14 protein-coding genes and 1 pseudogene are annotated in these 19889 nt (G+C 70.6%); 6 read left to right on the forward strand and 9 right to left on the reverse strand.

Features of this window, described 5'->3' with window-relative positions; genetic code table 11:
- Nucleotides 1–1773, forward strand: coding sequence for a M14 family metallopeptidase (locus VMR06_RS06085; protein WP_414648072.1), 1773 nt, complete (start codon nt 1–3; stop codon nt 1771–1773).
- A gap of 15 nt (nt 1774–1788) precedes the next feature.
- On the opposite strand, the gene VMR06_RS06090 is transcribed toward VMR06_RS06085, so the two are convergent.
- From VMR06_RS06090 to VMR06_RS06115, 6 genes are all read right to left on the reverse strand, one after another.
- Nucleotides 1789–2850 (reverse strand): putative zinc-binding peptidase, encoded by a 1062-nt coding sequence (locus VMR06_RS06090; RefSeq protein WP_325374112.1) that lies wholly within the window; start codon nt 2848–2850, stop codon nt 1789–1791.
- A 73-nt stretch (nt 2851–2923) separates the two neighbouring features.
- Nucleotides 2924–3205, reverse strand: coding sequence for a GNAT family N-acetyltransferase (locus VMR06_RS06095; protein ID WP_325374114.1), 282 nt, complete (start codon nt 3203–3205; stop codon nt 2924–2926).
- Nucleotides 3206–3616: 411 nt separating this feature from the next.
- A complete protein-coding gene (locus tag VMR06_RS06100; protein WP_325374117.1) occupies nt 3617–6403 on the reverse strand; it encodes a GEVED domain-containing protein in 2787 nt (928 codons plus the stop codon).
- A 393-nt stretch (nt 6404–6796) separates the two neighbouring features.
- Nucleotides 6797–8668, reverse strand: a complete 1872-nt coding sequence (locus tag VMR06_RS06105; RefSeq protein ID WP_325374119.1) for an ATP-binding cassette domain-containing protein — start codon at nt 8666–8668, stop codon at nt 6797–6799.
- 59 nt (nt 8669–8727) lie between these two features.
- The gene (locus VMR06_RS06110) at nt 8728–10287 is read right to left on the reverse strand and encodes a protein adenylyltransferase SelO (RefSeq protein WP_325374121.1); all 1560 of its coding nucleotides are present in this window, start codon (nt 10285–10287) and stop codon (nt 8728–8730) included.
- A gap of 81 nt (nt 10288–10368) precedes the next feature.
- Nucleotides 10369–13635, reverse strand: coding sequence for a S41 family peptidase (locus VMR06_RS06115; protein WP_325374123.1), 3267 nt, complete (start codon nt 13633–13635; stop codon nt 10369–10371).
- 247 nt (nt 13636–13882) lie between these two features.
- Here VMR06_RS06115 and VMR06_RS06120 point away from each other — a divergent pair, with 247 nt between their 5' ends.
- From VMR06_RS06120 to VMR06_RS06135, 4 genes and pseudogenes are all read left to right on the forward strand, one after another.
- The gene (locus tag VMR06_RS06120) at nt 13883–14566 is read left to right on the forward strand and encodes an SAM-dependent methyltransferase (RefSeq protein ID WP_325374125.1); all 684 of its coding nucleotides are present in this window, start codon (nt 13883–13885) and stop codon (nt 14564–14566) included.
- A complete protein-coding gene (locus VMR06_RS06125; protein ID WP_325374127.1) occupies nt 14563–14898 on the forward strand; it encodes a YkgJ family cysteine cluster protein in 336 nt (111 codons plus the stop codon). The genes VMR06_RS06120 and VMR06_RS06125 overlap by 4 nt, the downstream gene beginning before the upstream one ends.
- Before the next feature lie 575 nt (nt 14899–15473).
- Nucleotides 15474–15680 (forward strand): annotated as a pseudogene (locus VMR06_RS06130) (alkylphosphonate utilization protein); the annotation flags it as partial.
- 208 nt (nt 15681–15888) lie between these two features.
- Entirely contained in the window at nt 15889–16815 is a 927-nt protein-coding gene (locus VMR06_RS06135) for a DUF808 domain-containing protein (protein ID WP_325374129.1), read from the forward strand.
- Between the two features lie 69 nt (nt 16816–16884).
- On the opposite strand, the gene VMR06_RS06140 is transcribed toward VMR06_RS06135, so the two are convergent.
- The 3 genes from VMR06_RS06140 to VMR06_RS06150 all read right to left on the reverse strand — a co-directional run bounded on the left by VMR06_RS06140 (nt 16885) and on the right by VMR06_RS06150 (nt 18856).
- Nucleotides 16885–17916: an aldo/keto reductase gene (locus VMR06_RS06140; RefSeq protein WP_325374131.1), complete on the reverse strand. Its 1032-nt coding sequence runs from the start codon at nt 17914–17916 to the stop codon at nt 16885–16887.
- Between the two features lie 38 nt (nt 17917–17954).
- Nucleotides 17955–18266, reverse strand: a complete 312-nt coding sequence (locus VMR06_RS06145; RefSeq protein ID WP_325374133.1) for an ArsR/SmtB family transcription factor — start codon at nt 18264–18266, stop codon at nt 17955–17957.
- Nucleotides 18267–18337: 71 nt separating this feature from the next.
- Nucleotides 18338–18856: a hypothetical protein gene (locus tag VMR06_RS06150; RefSeq protein WP_325374135.1), complete on the reverse strand. Its 519-nt coding sequence runs from the start codon at nt 18854–18856 to the stop codon at nt 18338–18340.
- A gap of 81 nt (nt 18857–18937) precedes the next feature.
- Here VMR06_RS06150 and VMR06_RS06155 point away from each other — a divergent pair, with 81 nt between their 5' ends.
- Nucleotides 18938–19516, forward strand: coding sequence for a gamma-glutamylcyclotransferase (locus tag VMR06_RS06155; protein WP_325374137.1), 579 nt, complete (start codon nt 18938–18940; stop codon nt 19514–19516).
- Nucleotides 19517–19889 lie beyond the last annotated feature (373 nt).

Genomic DNA, 19889 nt, shown 5'->3' on the forward strand with positions numbered 1-19889 from the left:
CTGGTCTGCGCCGGGCTGCTGGCGCTGGCACTGGGCGCGCCGGCGTCGAGCGCCGCGGCGTCCGCTGCCGGCGCTGACCTGCGCACGCTCGCCGAGCGATCGGACTTCGTCCGCACCGGCCGCTACGACGAGACCATCGCGCTGTGCCGGGCCTTCGCAGAGCGCCATCCGCGCAGCGTGCGCTGCGGTGAGTTCGGCCGCACGCCGGAAGGGCGGCCGATGCAGGTGCTGATCGTCTCGCGCAGCGGCGCACTCGACGCCGAGGCGGCGCATGCGCGGCGGCTGCCGGTCGTGCTGGTCCAGGGCGGCATCCACGCCGGCGAGATCGACGGCAAGGACGCCGGCTTCCTGGCGCTGCGCCAGATGCTCGAGGACGGCGCCGCCGGCGACGCGCTCGACCGGCTGGTGCTGGTCTTCGTGCCGGTGTTCAACGTCGACGGACACGAACGCTTCGGCCGCTGGAACCGGCCGAACCAGCGCGGACCGGAGGCGATGGGCTGGCGCACGACCGCGCAGAACCTCAATCTCAACCGCGACTACGCCAAGGCCGATGCGCCGGAGATGCAGGCGATGCTGCGTCTGATCGGCGCCTGGGATCCGATCCTCATCGTCGATCTGCACGTCACCGACGGTGCGCAGTTCGAGCACGACGTCTCGATCCAGATCGAACCGCTGCGCGCCGGCGATGCCGCGCTGCGCACGCTCGGCCGCGAATTGCAGGCAGGCGTGCTCGAGCGCCTGCGCGAGCAGGGTTCGCTGCCGCTGCCGTTCTATCCCTCGTTCGTCGTCGAGGACGATCCGGCCTCCGGTTTCGTCGACAACGTCGCGCCGCCGCGTTTCTCACACGGCTATCCGCTGCTGCGCAATCGCTTCGGCATGCTGGTGGAGACCCATTCGTGGAAGCCGTATCCGCAGCGCGTGCGGATCACCCGCAACACGATCCTCGCGGTGGTCGAGCGCAGCGCGCGCGATGGCGCACGCTGGCGCGCCGCGGCCGACGCGGCCGATGCCGCGGCGGCCGCGCTCGGCGGCACCGAGATCGCGCTCGACTATGCGGCCAGCGAACGCACGCGCGACATCGCGTTTCGCGGCTACGCCTATACGCGCGAGCCGTCGGCCCTGTCCGGCGCCTTGGTGACGCGCTACGACGAGACCCGCCCGCAGATCTGGCAGCTGCCGCTGCGCGACGACGTGCAGCCGCGCACGCAGGTGCTCGCGCCGCGCGGCGGCTACTGGGTGCCGGCCGCCGAGGCGGCCTGGATGCGCGAGAAGCTGGACCTGCACGGCATCGCCTATCGCGTGACGAGCGAGGCGCGGCACGAGATCGAGGCCGAGGTGTTCGACGCGACCGACGCGACGTTTTCGGCACAGCCGGTCGAGGGCCGGCAGCGGCTCGAGGTCCAGGGCACTTGGCAGGCGCGACGCGTCGATCTGGCCGCCGGTGCGCTGTTCGTGCCGATCGCGCAGGCCAAGTCGCGTCTGGTCGTCGCGCTGCTCGAACCGGCGGCGCCCGATTCGTTCCTGGCCTGGGGCTGGTTCAACCGCGCGTTCGAGCGCAAGGAGTACATGGAGGACTACGTCGCCGAGGAGGTCGGCCGGGAGATGATGCAGGACCCGGCGGTCGCCGCTGCGTTCACACGCCGCCTCGCCGAGGATCCGGCATTCGCGCGCGATCCGGCGGCCCGGCTCGAGTTCTTCCATCGCCGCCACGCGTCCTGGGACTCGCGCTACCGGCGCTACCCGGTCCTGCGCAGCGCGAGCGTGCCGCGCTGACGCAACCGGACGCGCTCAGCCGGCCGCCGGGTCGGCCAGCACGTCGTGCACGAAGCGCAGCTTCTCGATCACCGGCGAGGACAGCACGAACGGATACGCATCGCCGAGACCCAGGCCGCGGTTGAGGTTGTTGAGCAGATAGGTCAGCGCGAACCAGCCGTCGACGAGCTCGTCGAACGCGGCGCCGATGCGCCGCCCGTCCAGCGCCGGTTCGTCGGCACGGCGCGGCCGCAGCGTCAGTCCGCAGGCGGCGACGGTCTCGAGCGCATCGGCCATGTGCAGGTAGTGCGCCCAGGTCTCGGCCCAGTCCTCCCACGGATGGGCGCTGGCGTAGGCGCTGATGTAGCGGTCCTGCCAGTCGGCCGGCGGTCCGCCGGCATAGTGATCCTGCAACGCCTGGCCGTAGTCGGCGCTCTCGTCGCCGAAGCGGTCGCGGAAGCCCTCGAGCCACGGCCCGTCGCGGACCAGGCGGTCCCAGTAGTAGTGGCCGATCTCGTGCCGGAAGTGGCCGAGCACGGTGCGGTACGGCTCGTGCAGCTGCTTGCGGCGGCGCTCGCGTTCGACGTCGTCGGCCTCGGCGATCGCGACCGTGATCACGCCGTCGGCATGACCGGTCATCGCGGCGCCTTCCGACGGATGATCGGAATCGGCGCGGAACTCGAACGCCAGGCCGCGCTCGGGATCCTCCTGCTTGCTCAGGATCGGGCAGCGCAGCGCGATCAGGGTCTGCAGCAGCCGCCGCTTGGCGGCTTCCATGACCTGCCAGGCTTCACGGTTGCCGGGCACCGACAGGTCCGGGATCAGGCGCGTCAGCCGGCACGAGCGGCACAGCGGCTGCGGATCGTCGGCGGCGACCGCGGCATTGCAGATGCCGTGCTCCACATCGTTCGCGCAGCGCCGGTAGCGCGCACCCTGCGTAGCCGCAGCCGGACTGGTCCAGGTGCCGTCGCCGGCGTCGTCGAGCGAGGCGATGATGCCGAGGTCCGGCAGCCAGGCCAGGCGATGGCCGCAGGCCACGCACTGGGTGTTCTCGAAGAACACGACCTGGCCGCAGTGGTCGCAGTGGAAGACCTTCATCGCCGCTCCCCGCCGACTCGCTGACTGCACATCGCCAGCGGATCCCGCCGCGGCACACGCGCGCCGGGGCCGCTCATGCGAGCAGGTCGGCGTATTCCGGATGGCGCTGCATGAACACGCGCGCGTAGCTGCACGCCGGCACGATGCGCCAGCCGCGGCTGCGCGCGGTCTCGAACGCCTCGCGCGTCAGCGCCGCGGCGATGCCGCGTCCGCCGACCGGCTCGGGTACGCCGGTATGCGTGATCGTCATGACGGTGCCGGCCAGGTCGTACTCGAGCACGCAGCGATGGCCTTCGACGTCGGCGACGAAGTGTCGGACCGCTTCCTCGTGAGTGATCGGCAACGGTGCATTCATGGCAGGCCTCCCGGCGGATGAGTCAGGCGCCGATCATAGCGACCGCTCCGTCCGCCTGTTCGAACCGCAGGGAAACCGCCTAGCGGACGACCGCGCGGGGCCCGGAGCAGGCGCGGTCTCGACGGCAGCTCGCGTCCCATCCGAGCCGGACTCGTGATCGGCCGCGACGAGGCTGCCCGCTCCACGCGCAGCGCCGGGATGCGGTGCCGCCTTCGAGTTGCGCGGCGGACGACTCAAAAGAAGGGCAACGGAACGGGCTCGACGGCGCCTCGGCGACGCGCCCATCGGGGCCGTCACGGCGCGCGCCGGCGCCAGGGAGGCGGCGACCGCCCGGCCACGGGATGCGCGGACAAAAAAAGAGGCCTCCCCGAAGGGAGGCCTCTCGACGAAACAGCTTTCGTCAGAACCCGATCAGTTGGCGCTGCCGACGATCAGGTTGTCCAGCGTCGACCAGAAGAACGGGGCCGAGCCGGGGACCGCTTCCGGCGCGTCGATCGTGAGGCTGGTGATCGGTGCGCTGGTCGTGAAGCCGCGGAACGTGCTCGCACCGGTGACGGTGACCGTCTCGACGGTTCCGTCGCTCAGGGTCACGACGACCGGCGTGCCGGTCGGCGCCACCGAGACGTCGGTCGCCCAGAAGTTGCCGCCGACCGCATTCACCGGCGTGGTGAACGTGATGACGATCTGGTCGCCCGCATTGTCGGTCGAGACGATGCCCGGGTCGTTGTACAGACCGCTGACCGCACCGGCCTGCGTGAAGACCGTGTACGAGTAGCCGCTGCCGGAGAACGGCATCGGGCTGTTGACCGGACCGGTCGGGATGCTGGTGAAGGCTTCCTCGTAGAACGTCGCGCCGATCGCCGCCAGGAACGCGGTGCGGTCGGTGTAGACGGCCGGACCGCTGCCGCCGCAGCTGCCGTTGGACTCGTCGTCGAAGCCGTTGGCGTAGATGCGATCGCTCGGGCACGGAGCCGTCACGTCGAGCGTCACCGGCACCTGGACCAGCGGATTGGCCGCGTCGTTGCTGGCTACGCACAGCGTCGCCGTGTACGACTCGCCGACGGTCAGGCCGGTGGCATCGACGCCGACGCTCACGTCGGTCGAGCTGACCGGACCGACCGAGCCGCTGGCCGGCGTCACGCTGAGCCACGGCACGTCGGTCGGCGAATCGCAACCAGCCGGCGGACCGCCCGACGGGCTGACGTTGACGACCATCACCAGGTGGAAGTCCGGGAAGCCGATGCCGGCCGTCGGCGTCGGCGTGGTGATCGCGCAGGTGGTCGACGAGATGAACGCGGTATGCGTCTGCGCCGAGGGGTTGCCGCCCGGGAACAGGCGACCCGAACCGGCCGGCACGCCGTCGACGTGATACTCCACGACGAGATCGACAGCGGAGGTGTCGGCAATGGTCGCACCGGTGATCGGCACGGTGGTCGTGGTCAGCGTGCCGCCGACGGTACCGGTGCCGGTGCCGATCAGCGTGAGCTGGGCGGTCGGAATCGTGTCGACCGCGACGCTGCTCGGGATCGTGTAGACGTTGATCGTGACCGGCATGTTCGGACCGGCTTCGGTCGCGACCGTGACGGTGTTGATCTGCGCGCTGCCGCTGATGCTGTGCTCGTCGAAGTAGAAACGGCGCCACCAGCTGTTGTCGGCCGTGCTGCCGGTCGCCACGTCGCCGGAACCGCAACCGACGCCGTTCAGCGCTTCGGGCGCGTTCGAGGCGGTCTGCGAGATGTCCACGGCGGTGCCGAACGGCGTCTCGACCGAGCGCAGCTCGATCTCGCGGCCGCGCAGCGGGTTCACCTGGACCGGACCCTTCGGCGAGATCTGCGGCGCCATGCCCGGCACCTTGCCGAACGAGACGTCGCCGATGTCGATCGAGGCGTCACGGCCGCTGCGCGAACGCAGGACCGACTCGTAGCCGCGCGGCGCCGACGACGTCGGGGCGGTCTCGTCGATCGTGAAGTTCAGCGTACCGCCGCCGTCGTTGGCGATCGTCAGCGGGCTGCTGCCGGTGGCGTCGGGCGCGACCGAGAAGCTCAGCGAGCCCGGCGTGACGGCGATGACCGGATCGGTCGGCGCGGTGCCCGCGGTGAGCTCGATGGTGTCGACCCACAGGCCGTTCGGCGCATCGGCGGCGACCGACGAGTCGCTGGCGACGCGCCAGCGCAGCACCACCGACTGACCGGCTGCCGCAAGCGGCAGTTCGACCGTGGAGGTGGCATAGGCCGGCGTCTGCTCGCCGGTCCAGGCCTGGCGGCCGCCGATCGGGCTGCCCCACGAGGTGCTGATCGTGCCGTTGTAGCCGCCGGCGGTAAAGCTGCCGCCCGCGGTCACGATATCGGTGAACGCGCCGCCGTTGATCGCGATTTCGAGCACCGCACCGTCGAAGCCGGTCTCGAGGTTGTACGCGAACCGGAAGTTCAGCACGCCGCCCGTGGCCGGCACGCTGATCGCCGGACTGTCGAGATAGGAGTTGCCGACCGTGACCTGCTCAGGCGCGAAGGCCGCGTTCGGTGCCGTGTCGACCAGGGTGGTCTGGGTCACGAACGCCACGCCCGAACCGTCGAACGTCGAGGTCCAGTCGGCCGGCAGCGCCGGGGCCGTGACGTCGTCGAAGTCCCACGCGTCGCCACCGCCGCCACCGCCGGTAACGGTGATCGTGTAGTCCTCGGCCTGGCCGTAACCGGCCGTGTTGCACGGTGTCGGGAACGTCGGCGGCGTGGTGCCGGTGTACTTCTTCTGCACGCGCAGGCGCGTGTCGCCGGCCAGCGCGGTCGCCGGAACGGCGATCGAACCTACGGCCTGGACGCCATCGGCGCCGGTGCTGTTGGCCAGCGTGCCGACCTGATAAAGCTCGTCGCCCGCGAACGTGCCGTCCTGGTTCCAGTCGACGTAGGCCATGATGGCCGTCGTGAAGTCGCCGTCGGTATTGCCTTCGACCGCGATCGAATAGCTCGCGCCTGGATCCACCGTGCCGGTGACGGCGGTGAAGTCCTGATGCTGCGGCTGCGTGGCCGGCGAACCGACCGTGGTGGCCGATGCGTTGTCGATGCCGGCGAACAGCACGCGGCTGATCGGCTCGACGTTGTTGGAAAAGGCTTCCGCGCAATACGGCGCGGGGAAACCGCCGGCCGGCGTAACGGCGCTCAGGGTGGTGAACGGCAATGCCGTCGCCCACCGTGCTTGCTGCACACCCGCGGCTCCGGCAACGCCGGTCGCGAGGCAGGCAAGAACTGCCAGACTCAATCGCTTCATGTTGTAACCCCTAGTCGGTTTCGATGATCTCTGCGCACGGGGAAGAGACCCGTACGGTTTCGTGAATAGGGCCGTCCAGCCCTGCAACTTTCACAAACGGAATCGAAGAACAGCCTGCACGTAAACCTTCCGCGACATCTCCATTACGAAAACGTTCACCGACTATATGTCTGGCGTCTGGCCCCGGCAAGCGTTTTGGAGAACCGTGACGGCGCTCACCGACGGAAGCGCACAACGGCGTGGTATTTAGTTTCAGACGCAACGAAATCCGCTGCGAAAGCGACCGCCGATCGCGGGTCCGCGCGGCTCGCCGCGTCCCTTCGCGCGCGGTCAGGGCTCCAGTTCGGCCCAGCGCGCGTAGGCGGCGTCGAGTTGTCCCTGTAGATCGGCCAGACGCTGATGGTGCGCCGCGACATCGGACGCGGGCTTTCGGTAGAACGCCGGCTCCGCGGCCGCCGCGGCGAGCGCGGCGACTTCGGTCTCGAGCGACTCGATCCGCGCCGGCAACTGCTCGAGCTCGCGCTGCTCCTTGTAGCTCGGCTTGCGGCGTTCGGCCGCTGGCCGCGCGGACGGCGCCGGAGACGGCGCGGCGGTCGGCTTGCGGATCTCGGCCGGCGGCGGTGCCGCGCGCTGGCGCAACCAATCGCTGTAGCCGCCGACGTACTCGCCGACGCGTCCGCCGCCTTCCATGACCAGGGTGGACGTCACGACCTGATCGATGAAGTCGCGATCGTGGCTGACCAGCAGCAGCGTGCCGGCATAGTCGGCGAGCAGTTCCTCGAGCAGCTCGAGCGTCTCCACGTCCAGATCGTTGGTCGGCTCGTCCATGACCAGCAGGTTCGACGGCTGCGCGAACAGCCGCGCCAGCAGCAGCCGGTTGCGCTCGCCGCCGGACAGGCGCGTGATCGGCGCGCGCGCGCGCTCGGGCGTGAACAGGAAATCCTGCAGATAGCCGAGCACGTGCTTGCGGCGGCCGCCGACCTCGATGAACTCGCGTCCCTCGGCGACGTTGTCGAGCGCGTTCCAGTCCTCGCGCAGGCTAGCGCGGTACTGGTCGAAATAGGCGATCTGCAGGTTCGACCCGGTCACGATCTCGCCGCTGCGCGGCGCGAGCTGGCCGAGCAGCAGCTTGAGCAGGGTCGTCTTGCCGCTGCCGTTGGGGCCGATCAGGCCGATCCGGTCGCCGCGCAGAATCGTCGTCGAGAAATTCTCGATCAGATTCTCGGCGCCGTGACCGAACGACACGTCACGGGCCTGGATCACCTTGCGCCCGGAGTTCTCGGCCGCGCCGGCCTCCATGCGCACGCGGCCGACCTGCTCGCGGCGCGCGGCGCGCTCGCGGCGCATCGCCTCGAGCCGGCGCACGCGGCCTTCGTCGCGCGTGCGGCGCGCCTTGATGCCTTGCCGGATCCAGACCTCTTCCTGCGCCAGCAGCTTGTCGAAGCGCGCCAGCTCCTGCGCCTCGGCGTTGAGGCGCTCCTCGCGGCGGCGCAGATAATTGTCCCAGTCGCCGGGCCAGCTGCTGAGACGGCCGCGGTCGATCTCGACGATGCGCGTGGCCAGCGCGCGCAGGAAGCGGCGATCGTGCGTGACGAACACCAGGCTGCCGGACCAGCCGAGCAGGAACCGCTCGAGCCAATCGATCGCCTCGATATCCAGATGGTTGGTCGGTTCGTCGAGCAGCAGCAGGTCCGGTCCCGCGACCAGCGCGCGTGCCAGCAGCACGCGGCGCTTCATGCCGCCGGACAGGCGGCCGAAGACCGCCTCGCCGTCGAGGCCTAGCCGGCTCAGTGTCTCCTCGACGCGCCGCTCGACGTCCCAGCCCTGCCCGGCCTCGATGCGCGCCTGCACGTCGCCGAGCGCGGCCGCGTCCACCTCGTCGGCATGCGCCAGCCGATGGAAGCGCGCCAGCAACGCGCCGATCTCGCCGAAGCCGGCAGCGACCACGTCGAACACGCTGCCGTCGGTGCCTTCGGGCACCTCCTGCTCGAGACGCGCGATGCGCAGACCGTCCTGGCGGCGCAGGTCGCCGTCGTCGGCCTGAATCTCGCCGGCGAGCAGGCGCAGCAGGGTCGACTTGCCGACGCCGTTGCGGCCGATCAGCGCGACGCGCTCGCCCGCCTCGATCGAGAAATCGGCCTTGTCGAACAGCAGCGGGCCGCCGACGCCGTAGTCGACGGCGTTGAGAGTGATCAATGCCATGCCGGCATTCTAGGCGTTGCGCGCAGCGGCCGCGCGTACGCCGACGCGCGCGGTGCCGATCACGAGCTGCACGAGAGCATCGAGCAGCCGGGCCGGTCGCGGGCCCAGTCCGGCCGCCGCGCCGCATAGGCCTCGCGCCCGGGCTGGTCCTGGTACGGCCGGCGCATGACCTCGAGCAGCTCGGCGATGCCGTCCGTATCGCCGGCCTCGGCGCGATCGATCGCCTGCTGCGCGAGATAGTTGCGCAGCACGTAGCGCGGATTGTTCGCGTGCAGGCGTTGGCGGCGCGCGCCGGGCGTTTGCGGATCGGTCGCGAGCCGCACCGCGTAGCGCGCGAGCCAGTCGCGCAAGCGCGCGCCGCCGCGCTGGCGCGCGGCGTCGTCGTAATGCGCGGCCTCGAACGGCTGCGTCGAGGGCGCCTGCGGATCGAGCTCGGCGAGCGCGCGGAACGCCAGCGTCATGTCGACCTGCGCGCCGCGCATCCAGTCCTGGAACGCCTGCATCAGCTCGGCGTCGCCGTCGCGCAGCTCGGCCAGGCCGAGCTTGCCGGCGATCGTCGCGCGCTCGGCCGCCGCGTAGGCCTCGACGTAGCGGTCGAGTCCAGCCTGCAAGGGCTCGGCCGACTCGAACAGGCCCGCCAGCGCCTGCGCCAGCCGCGTCAGGTTCCAGTACGCGACCGCCGGCTGCTGGCCGAACCGGTAGCGCCGATGCGAGCGGTCGGTGATGTTCGGCGTCCAGTCCGGATCGTAGTCGTCGATCCAGCCGTAGGGGCCGTAGTCGATCGTCAGGCCGAGGATCGACAGGTTGTCGGTGTTCATGACGCCGTGCACGAAGCCCACGCGCATCCACTCGGCCACCAGGCGCGCAGTGCGTGCGCAGACCTCGGCGAACCAGTCGGCGCGGCGGGTCTCGGCCGGACCGGTCAGCGCCGGGAAGTGCTGCGCGATCGTGTAGTCGACCAGTTGCGCGAGCAGCGCGTGCTCGCCGCGCGACGCCGGCAGCTCGAAATGGCCGAAGCGGAGGAACGACGGTGCCGCGCGGCAGACGATCGCGCCCGGTTCGGCACGCGGATGGCCGTCGTAGAGCAGGTCGCGCACCACCGCCTCGCCGGTGCCGATCAGACACAATGCGCGCGTGGTCGGCACCCCGAGGTGGTGCATCGCCTCGCTGCACAGGAACTCGCGCAGCGAGGAGCGCAGCACGGCGCGGCCGTCGGCGCCGCGCGAGTACGGGGTCGGTCCGGCGCCCTTGAGCTGCAGTTCCCAGCGTTCGCCGTCGGCGCCGATCGCCTCGCCGAGCGCGATCGCGCGGCCGTCGCCGAGCTGGCCGGCCCAGTGGCCGAACTGATGGCCGCCGTAGTTCGTCGCGTAGGGCTGCATGCCCGGCAGCAGGCGATTGCCGGCGAACACCTGCGCGAACGCCGGCGCGGCGACGTCGGCCTCGGACAGGCCGAGCGAACCGGCCATCTCGCGCGACCAGGCGAGCAGTCGCGGCGCGGCGACCGGCGTCGGCGTAACCGCGCTGTACAGCGCGCCGTGCACCTGGCGCGGTCCGGGCGCGGCGCTCGGATCGGCCGGCAGCTCGCGGAGAAAGGCGTTGTCGAAGCGGAGATCGTGCATCGCCGCATGATACCGGGGCGGCGTGAACGTCCCGCCGCCGCTCGGCCGCGGCGCCCGTCGCGGGCACCGCGGCCGTATCGTTCAGCGCGTGCGGACCGGGAACGGCTGCCGCTGCGTCGACGGCGGCGGCTGCCGCTCGAGCGCGGCCAGCGCGACCGCGATCGCGCGATCGAGCTGCGGATCGCGGCCGGCGTTGACCTCGGCCGGCCACTGCTCGACCTCGATGTCGGGCGGCACGCCGACGTTCTCGATCGCATAGCCGTCCTCGGTGCGGATCGCCAGATTCGGCGCGGTCACCGAGCCGCCGTCCATCAGCGTCGGAAAGCCGAGGATGCCGACCAGGCCGCCCCAGGTGCGCTTGCCGACGACCGGCCCGAGCTGGAAGCGCTTGAACATCCACGGCAGCAGATCGCCGCCGGAGCCGGCGGTCTCGTCGGTGATCATGACCTTTGGACCGAAGATCGCGCCGCGCGGGCTGACCAGCTCCTCGCCGTAGCGCAGCGTCCAGTGCGCGATCGGCTGGCGGCGCAGGATGTCGATGTAGTAGTCGGCGATCAGGCCGCCGCCGTTGAAGCGCTCGTCGACGATGATGCCGGCACGGTCGGACTGCGGATAGAACCAGCGCTTGAAGCTGGCATGGCCGTTCTCGGCGGTGTCGGGCACGTGCACGTAGGCCAGGCGGCCGCCGCTCTTCTCGGTCACGTAGCGCTGGTTGCGCTCGACCCAGTCCAGATAGCGCAGGCCGCGCTCCTCGCCGACCGGCACGACGACGACGTCGCGCGCGCCCTTGCCGTCCGGACTCGGACCGACCGTCAGGCGGACCTGGCGGTCGACGCGGTTCTCGAACGGCGCGTAGACGCTGGCCGGCGCATGCAGCGGCACGCCGTCGACCGCGAGCAGGTATTCGCCGGCCTTGACCTCGACGCCCGGCGTGCGCAGCGGCGAGCGCAGATCCGGATTCCAGTTGAGGCCGCCGAGCACCTTGGCGAACCGGTAGCGGCCGCTCTCGACCGCATAGTCGGCGCCGAGCAGGCCGACCGGTACCTTCTTCGGCGCCAGCGGGTAGTCGCCCGGCGTCAGATAGCTGTGGCCGACCGCGAGCTCGCTGAGCATCATGCGGATCACGCGGTCCAGGTCGGCGCGCGTCGCCAGGTGCGGCAGGAACGTGCGGTACTTCTCGCGCATCGCGTTCCAGTCGGCGCCGTGGTAGTTGGTCGCGTAGAAGTAGTCGCGGTTGATGCGCCAGGCGTCGTCGAGGATCTGCGCCCATTCGGCGCGCGGGTCGACCGCCACCGAGATCCGGTCCAGCGCCAGCTTGCCCTTGCCCTGCGGCAGCTCGTCCTTGACCTCGCCGACGAACCAGTCCTGGCCGATCCGCCAGGCGATGCGCTTGCCGTCGCCGGACAGCATGAAGCCTTCGACCTTGCGCGCCAGCGTCTTGGTCTCGCGCGACTCCAGCGAGTAGCGCTTGAGCTCGGCGGCGCCGCCGAACGCCTCGAACGAGGTGCGGCCGACCGTCTCGAGGAAGAAGATCTCGCCGCTGGCGCCGACCGCCAGACCGTGCCGCGTCGCCTCGCCGACCGGCAGCGCGACGATGCGGTCGGCGATGCCGTCGGCGTCGATGCGCACCACCGGCGGCTTCTTCTCGCCGTCCTTGCCGGCCTTGTCCTTCTTGTCGTCCTTGCCGTCCTCCTTCTCGTCACGCAGCGCGACCTCGTCGCTCTGCGGCGGTACCGGATTCGGGCCGTCGCGGCGCAGCGTAATCGCGTAGAGACCATGGCGCATCGCATTGTCGATGCTGATCTGCGAAAACCAGTCCTTGAGCGGGCCGGCGTCGGTCGAGGCCAGCACGTAGAGGAACTCGCCGTTCGGATCGAACACCGGCTGCACCATCTCGGTCAGGCCGTCGGTCAGCTGCAGCGAGCGGCCGCTCTCGACCGACCAGGCGTACACGGTCTGGATCAGGCCGGCGTTCTGCACCGTATAGGCGAGCCAGCGCGAATCGGGCGACCAGTTGGCGCTCATCAGGTCCAAGGGCGTGTAGACCGGCTCGGACGCGATCCGCGTCGTGCGGCCGCTGGCCAGCTCGATCACCCACAGCGACTGGCTGTTGTCCTGGTAGGCGATGCGCTTGCCGTCCGGCGAGAACAGCGGCGTGTCGTAGTAGCCGGCACCGTCGAGCGCGTAGCGGCGCGGCGTGCCGCTGCCGTCCTGGTCGCCGACGTACAGCGCGTACTCGCCGTCGGCGTCGGAGAACCAGGCGATGCGCCTGCCGTCGCGCGACCAGGCCGGCGAATGGTCGTTGGCGCCGGTCGAGCGCGTCAGCTGGCGCGGATCGCCCTTCTCGGCCGGCACCGTGACGATCTCGCCGCGGTAGTTGAACGCGATGCGCTTCAGATCGGGCGAGGCCGCCGCCTCGCGCACCCATTTGAGGTCCGAGACCTGGCGCGGCCGCGTCTCGACCAGGTCCGAGACCACCGACAGGCGGATCGGCGCCACCGCGCCGCTCGCCGTGTCGAGCTGATGCAGGCGGCCGCCCTGCTCGAACACGATCACGCCGTACGGATCGGCGCTCGGGGCGGTCACCGGAAACCCGCTCAGCGCGGTCAGCGCGGTCGCCTTGGCCGCAGCGGCGTCGTAGCGGTAGAGATTGAACTCGCCGTCGCGGTCGGAATTGAAGTACAGCGTGTCGCCGATCCACATCGGATCGGTGTCGTTGCTGCCGCCGGCCGGCTTGGCGACCTCGCGCACCGCCTGGTCGGCGAGGTTCATCAGCCAGATGCGGCTCTGCGTGCCGCCGCGGTAATGCTTCCACTGCCCGAACGCCTCGGCGTTCGGCGTGTAGGCCAGCGTCCGCCCGTCCGGCGAGAGGGCCGCCTTCGAACCCGACGGCACCGGCAGGCGCTTGGGCACGCCGCCGCCGACCGGCACCGTGTACAGATAGGTCAGCCGACGCGTGAAGTGGCCTTCCTCGGACTGGAACAGGATCTGGCCGTCCGGCGTGAACCCGCGCACCACGTCGCTGCCGGGATGCCAGGTCAGGCGGCGCGCCTCGCCGCCGCCGGCCGGCATCACGTAGACGTCGAGGTTGTCGCCGTAGTTGGCGCTGAAGGCCAGCCACTGGCCGTCCGGCGAGAAGCGCGGCGCGCTCTCCTGCCCGGCCGCCTGGGTCAGCCGGCGCGCGGTGCCGCCGCTGCGCGAGGCCAGCCACAGATCGTTGTCGTAGGCGAACGCGATGCGGTCGCCGTGCACGGCCGGCGCCAACAGCATGCGCGTGTCGGCCAGATCGACCGCGTGGACCGAGACGGCGCCGAGCGCCAGCGCGGCGGCGGAGATTTTCAGCATCATGCGGCGGCAACTCCTCTGCGGGGCGGTCGCGACGGCGACCGCGATGTCGGGAATGAATCGAGCATAACGCGCGCATCACCGCCCTGACCCGTGACGAAAGCCCTGCCGGCAGTGCCGGCGCGAACGGCGTAAGATGCCGATGCCCCAAACGTTCCGCGCGACTGGCCCGGCCCGATCCTGTCGCCGTTTCGCTCCCCTCCACGTCCGCCGTCGGGCGTGCCGATCCTTCGCCGAGGGAGCCGTACCGATGCCCGGCTACACCACCCGCCAGTTCGCCGTCCGCCTGGGCGGCCATCGCTATCGCATCCGCGCGCTGAGCGATCTGCAGCAGTTCGCCGACCCCGGCGGCGAGGCGGAGCGCGCCGGCATCTCGAGCGCGCAATGGAGCCTGTTCGGTCAGGTCTGGCCGGCCGGACGCGCGCTGGCCGAGGCGATGGCCGGGGCCGACGTCGCCGGCAAGCGCATCCTCGAGATCGGCTGCGGACTGGGCCTGTCCAGCCTGGTGCTCCAGCATCGCCGTGCCGACGTGGTCGCCAGCGACCATCATCCGCTGGCGCGCGCCTTCCTCGACCGCAACGCCCGGCTCAACGCGCTGGCGCCGATCGTCTATCGCGATCTGCCGTGGTCGCTGCCCGATGCCACGCTCGGCCGCTTCGACCTGATCATCGGCAGCGACATCCTCTACGAGCGCGGCCAGGCCGCCCAGCTCGGCGCACTGATGCGGCGCCACGCGCGGTCCGATGCCCAGGTGCTGATCACCGATCCCGGGCGCGGCCACAGCGGCGGCCTCAGCCGCCTGCTCGTCGAACAGGGCTACCGCCTCGACGAGACCTTCCATACGTTCACCTCGGGCGAAGCCGCGCCGTTCCGCGGCCGCACGCTGAGCTACGTGCGCGGCAGCGCGATCTCGGCCATGGGCGGCATCCGATGAGCGAGGACCGCACGCTGGACGACACCGAGATCGACCCGACCGTCTCGTGCACGGCCTGCGACGCGGTGTGCTGCCGGCTGACCGTCGTCGTGCTGCCGGGCGACCGCGTGCCCGGCCATCTGCTCGCGCACGATCCGAAAGGCCTGACGGTGATGGCCCGCGGCGAGGACGGCTGGTGCGCCGCGCTCGATCCCGTGCACATGTGCTGCAGCATCTATGCGCAGCGCCCGGCGATCTGCCGCAAGTTCGCGATGGGCAGCGCGTACTGCCGCGCCGAGCGCGAGCGCTACGCGCAAGGCCACGACGCCCTTCAGGTGCGCGTGATCGACTGAGTGGCGCGCCGTGAGCGCGCCTGACTGAAACCGATACTTGCATCGATCGTGAAAACGGTCGTTCAATCGCCTGGCGGACCAGAACGTAAGTTCCGGTTCCATGAGCCAGGAGAAGCGTGAATTTTCCGAGCGCCTGCGCGCAGGCATGCGCGCCCGCGGCATGGCCGAGCGCCCGTCGGTGCTCGAGCGCGAGTTCAACGCCAGCTACTGGGGCCGCTCGGTCAGCTTCCAGGCGGTATCGCGCTGGATGGGCGGCAAGTCGATTCCGACCCAGGACAAGCTGCAGGTGCTGGCCGATCTGCTGCACATGGAGCCGCAGGTGCTGCGCTTCGGCGACCGGGCGTCGCGCCGCTCGCGCATCGAGGAGCGCGCGCTGCCGTCGTGGCTGGCGGCCGCCGACCGTCAGGATCGCGCGGCGATCGAGGCCTTCCTCGGCCTGCCGGCGAGCCAGCGCAAGCTGGCGCGCGAACTGATCATCGCGCTGGCCAAGGCGCCGCATCCGCTGCGCGCCGCTATACTCGCCGCCCGCCGCCGGCTGCCGCCGCCGGCTCTCTTCCTCCGGCATCCCGATGAACGTCAAAGACAGCAACGGCACCCCACTGACCGACGGCGACTCGGTCCTCGTCATCAAGGACCTCAAGGTCAAGGGCAGCTCGGTCACGCTCAAGCGCGGCACCCTGATCCGCAACATCCGGCTGACCGACGATGAAGACCTGATCGAATGCAACGCCGACAAGGTCAAGGGTCTGGTGCTGCGCACCGAGTTCCTCAAGAAGGCCTGAGTCATCGCCGCATCGGCGGCATGCGCCGGCCGGCCGCTCGGCGTTCGCGAGCGGCGATGACGGCCAGCCGCCGTTGCGCGCGCATCGGCGTTCGCAGCCGGCGCGCACCGCGCGGATCGCGGGCCGCCAAGGCCGGCGCGGCGGCGCCTCGCCGCGGCGGTCCCGTCGATGCGAGAATCGACGCCCCGCCCCCAGATCCGACGCTCCGATGGCCGGTTCCAGCCTGCTCGCCCTGATCGACGACATCGCCACCCTGCTCGACGACGTGTCCGTCATGACCAAGGTGGCAGCAAAGAAGACCGCCGGCGTGCTCGGCGACGACCTCGCGCTCAACGCGCAGCAGGTCACCGGCGTCCGTGCCGACCGTGAACTGCCGGTGGTCTGGGCGGTCGCCAAGGGTTCGCTGGTCAACAAGGCCATCCTGGTCCCGGCCGCACTGCTGATCAGCGCGTTCGCGCCGTGGGCGGTCACGCCGCTGATGATGGTCGGCGGCGCCTTCCTCTGCTACGAGGGCGTCGAGAAGCTCGCGCACCGGCTGCTGCACCGGGCCGACACCGAACACGAGAAGGCCGAGCTCAAGAGCGCCGCGGCCGATGCGTCGATCGACCTGGTCGCGTTCGAGAAGGACAAGATCAAGGGCGCGATCCGCACCGACTTCATCCTCTCGGCCGAGATCATTGTGATCTCGCTCGGCGCGGTCGCCCAGGCCTCGCTGCAGGCGCGCATCGGCACCCTGGTCGCGATCGGCCTGCTGATGACGGTCGGCGTGTACGGCCTGGTCGCCGGCATCGTCAAGCTCGACGACGCCGGCCTGCACCTGGCCGGCCGTTCCGGCGAAGGCCCGCTGCGGCGCGCGATCCGCGCATTCGGCCGCGGCCTGCTGCGCAGTACGCCGTGGCTGATGAAGACGCTGTCGGTCGCCGGCACCGCAGCGATGTTCCTGGTCGGCGGCGGCATCCTGGTCCATGCGATCGCGCCGATCCATCATGCGATCGAGCATCTGACGCCCGAGGGCGGCTTCCTCGGCGGCCTGGTCTCGATGCTCGGCAACGCCCTGGTCGGCATCGCGGTCGGCATCGTCGTGCTGGCGGTCGTCGAGGGCATCCAGCGCCTGCGCGGCAAGCCGCGCGGCTGACCTCGTCGCCGGCGGCGACGAAGCCGCCGCGCTGCCGCGGCGCGTCGACGCCGCGGCAGCGCGCTCGCGTCACCAGCGCGTCGGCTTCGGATTGCGTTCGTCGAAGTCGCGCTGATGCCAGTACGGGTAGATCGGCGTGCGCTGGCTGGCCGCGTCGAGCGCGGCGACATGCGCCGGATCGAGCGTCCAGCCGAGTGCGCCGAGGTTCTGCTTGAGCTGCTCCTCGTTGCGCGCGCCGATCACGACGTTGGCGACGCTCGGCCGCTGCAGCAGCCAATTCAGCGCGATCTGCGGCACGCTCCTGCCGGTCTCGCGCGCGACCGCGTCGAGCGCGTCGACCACCGTGTAGAGGTATTCGTCGTCGACCTGCGGACCGCCCTTGTCGCCGCCGGCGCCGATGCGTCCGCCGCTCGCGGCCTGGCCGCGCCGGATCTTGCCGGTCAGGCGGCCCCAGCCGAGCGGGCTCCAGACCATCGTGCCGAGGCCCTCCTCGAGCGCCAGCGGCATCAGCTCCCACTCGTAGTCGCGGCCGACCAGCGAGTAGTAGCCCTGGTAGGCGACGTAGCGGGCCAGGCCGTGGCGCTCGGACGTGGCCAGCGCCTTCATGACGTGCCAGCCGGAGAAGTTCGAGCAGCCGATGTAGAGGATCTTGCCGGCGCGCACCAGATCGTCAAGTGCGCCGAGCACCTCCTCCGGCGGCGTCAGCGCGTCGTAGCCGTGCATGAAGTACAGGTCGATGTGATCGGTGCCGAGCCGGCGCAGGCTGGCCTCGACCGCCTTGACCAGGTGGTAGCGCGAGGAGCCCTTGTCGTTGGGCCCCTTGCCGGTCGTGAACGTGGCCTTGGTCGAGATCAGCACCTGGTCGCGGCGGCCCTTGATCGCCTGGCCGAGGATCTCCTCGGACGCGCCGGCCGAATACACATCGGCGGTGTCGAAGAAGTTGAGGCCGGCCTCGAGGCAGACGTCGACCAGACGCGTCGCCTCGGCGATGTCGGTGCTGCCCCATTTGGCGAACATGTCGCCGACGCCGCCGAACGTGCCGGTGCCGAGGCTGAGCACGGGCACCTTGAGGCCGGACCGGCCGAGTCTTCTGTATTCCATCGGAAACTCCTGGTGGGGTGGGAGGAGAACGCTTGGCGTCAGCCGCCGTCGTGATGACGCAGGATCGCGTCGAGCAGGCCCGGAAAACGGGCGTCGACCTCGGCCTTGCGCGCGCGGTTGATGACCTCCACGCCGCGCTTCTCGGAACGGATCAGGCCGGCCTCGCGCAATACGCGGTGGTGGAACGAGATCGTCGACGGCGACAGATCGGCGCAGGCCTTCGAGCAGCTCAGGCCCTCGCAGCCGAGCAGCTTGACCATCACGCCGCGCCGCACCGGGTCGGATAGCGCATGCAGGACGGCGTCGATGTCGAACGCATGGGCGGGTGGATGCCGGAACGGGCGAGCCATCGGCGCACGATAACGGAGGGCGCCCGATACTTCAATCTTGTTGAAGTATCGGGCGCCCCGGGTGGCGCCGCTCAGCCGGCGCCGAGCGACAGCCGATACAGCCTTGTCTGCGCCGGCCGGGCGCCGACCGCTGCAGGCGGCGCGAGACCGGACGGCAGTTGCCACTGCAGGTGGCTGCAGCCGAGCTGATGCGCGGTCCAGCGTGCCTGTGCCAGCAGCGCGCTGACGATCGTGTCGCGATGCAGCCCCGCGCGCACGTAGACCGCTTCGACGGCAAGGAAGTAGGCCTGCTCGGACCAGGAGAAGCTCGCGGTCGCGCCGGCATAACCGGCCGCTGCGCCGTCCACCCAGGCCAGCCACGCCCAGGCGCGCAGCGGCGGCTCGAACAGCGCCTCGGTCAGTTCGGTCCGCGCCGGTACCGGCGCGGCTGCAGCGCGCGCGAGCGCATGTTCGCCGATCAGCCTCGACAGCGCGGCCGCATCGGTGCGGGTGACCCGGGCGGTCCGCACCTGCGGCGAGCTCGCAGCGGACTGGACATCCGCCCGCTCGCCGGACGGACGTGAAGGCGGGACCAGGACGTGTAGCGACATCGGTCATCTCGGCAGCGGATGCCTCGTCACCTTGCGGCGCCGGCTTTAAGATCGCTTTAAGCCGCCGCGACGCCCCGCCCGATGTCGACCGATACCACCGCGATCAACCGTGAGATGCGCCTGTTCGAGCGCGACGCGCAGGTCTGGCTGTTCGGCTACGGCTCGCTGATCTACAAGGCCGACTTCGCGTATCTGGAGCGCCGCCGTGCGCAGGTGGAAGGCTGGACGCGGCGCTTCTGGCAGGGCTCGCACGACCACCGCGGCACGCCCGAAGCGCCAGGGCGCGTCGCGACGCTGATCGAGCTGCCCGGCGCCGTCTGCGTCGGCATGGCCTACCGGATCACGCCGGCCGTGTTCGCGCACCTGGATCACCGCGAGAAGAACGGCTATCTGCGCCGCCGCGTCACGCTTCGCTTCGACGACGGCGACAGCACCGAGGGCCTGGTCTACATCGCCGATCCGGACAACGCCGCATATCTGGGTCCGGCGCCGGAGTCCGCGATCGCGCGTCACGTCGCGACGGCCGCCGGGCCGAGCGGACCGAATCGCGACTATCTGCTGCGGCTGGCCGAGGCACTGCGCGCGCTCGAAGCCGACGACCCGCACGTGTTCGCGATCGAACGCGACCTGCTCGCGCTCGACGCCATCGCATCGCCCTGACGCCGCGCAACGCCGAACTGCTTTTCTTGAACGTCACTCGCACGTCGACCGCACACGCCTGACGTCCATCCCACCACCGTCATCAGCCGCGGCTGCTGTCGCTGTCGCTGTTGCTGTCGCTTCGGCTGTTGCTTCGTCTTTTGCTGTTGCTGTTGCTTCGGCTTTTGCTCTTGATGTGGCTTTCGCTCTTCGCCTTTGGTGCGCCTAAAGCGAGCCGAGCATCGCAGGTCGACCAGGCCGAAGAGCTGCCCCGTGTCTGAGCGCCAGCGAGTTGGGGCAGCGTGCCTGGGCGACCGAGAAGCGCAGGGAACCGGCGCGGCGCAGCCGCGCCGGCTCGCGTCAGCGCAGACGGTTTTGGTGACTTTTGACAAGA

The sequence above is a fragment of the Dokdonella sp. genome (genome assembly GCF_035511235.1).
Classification (GTDB): domain Bacteria; phylum Pseudomonadota; class Gammaproteobacteria; order Xanthomonadales; family Rhodanobacteraceae; genus Dokdonella.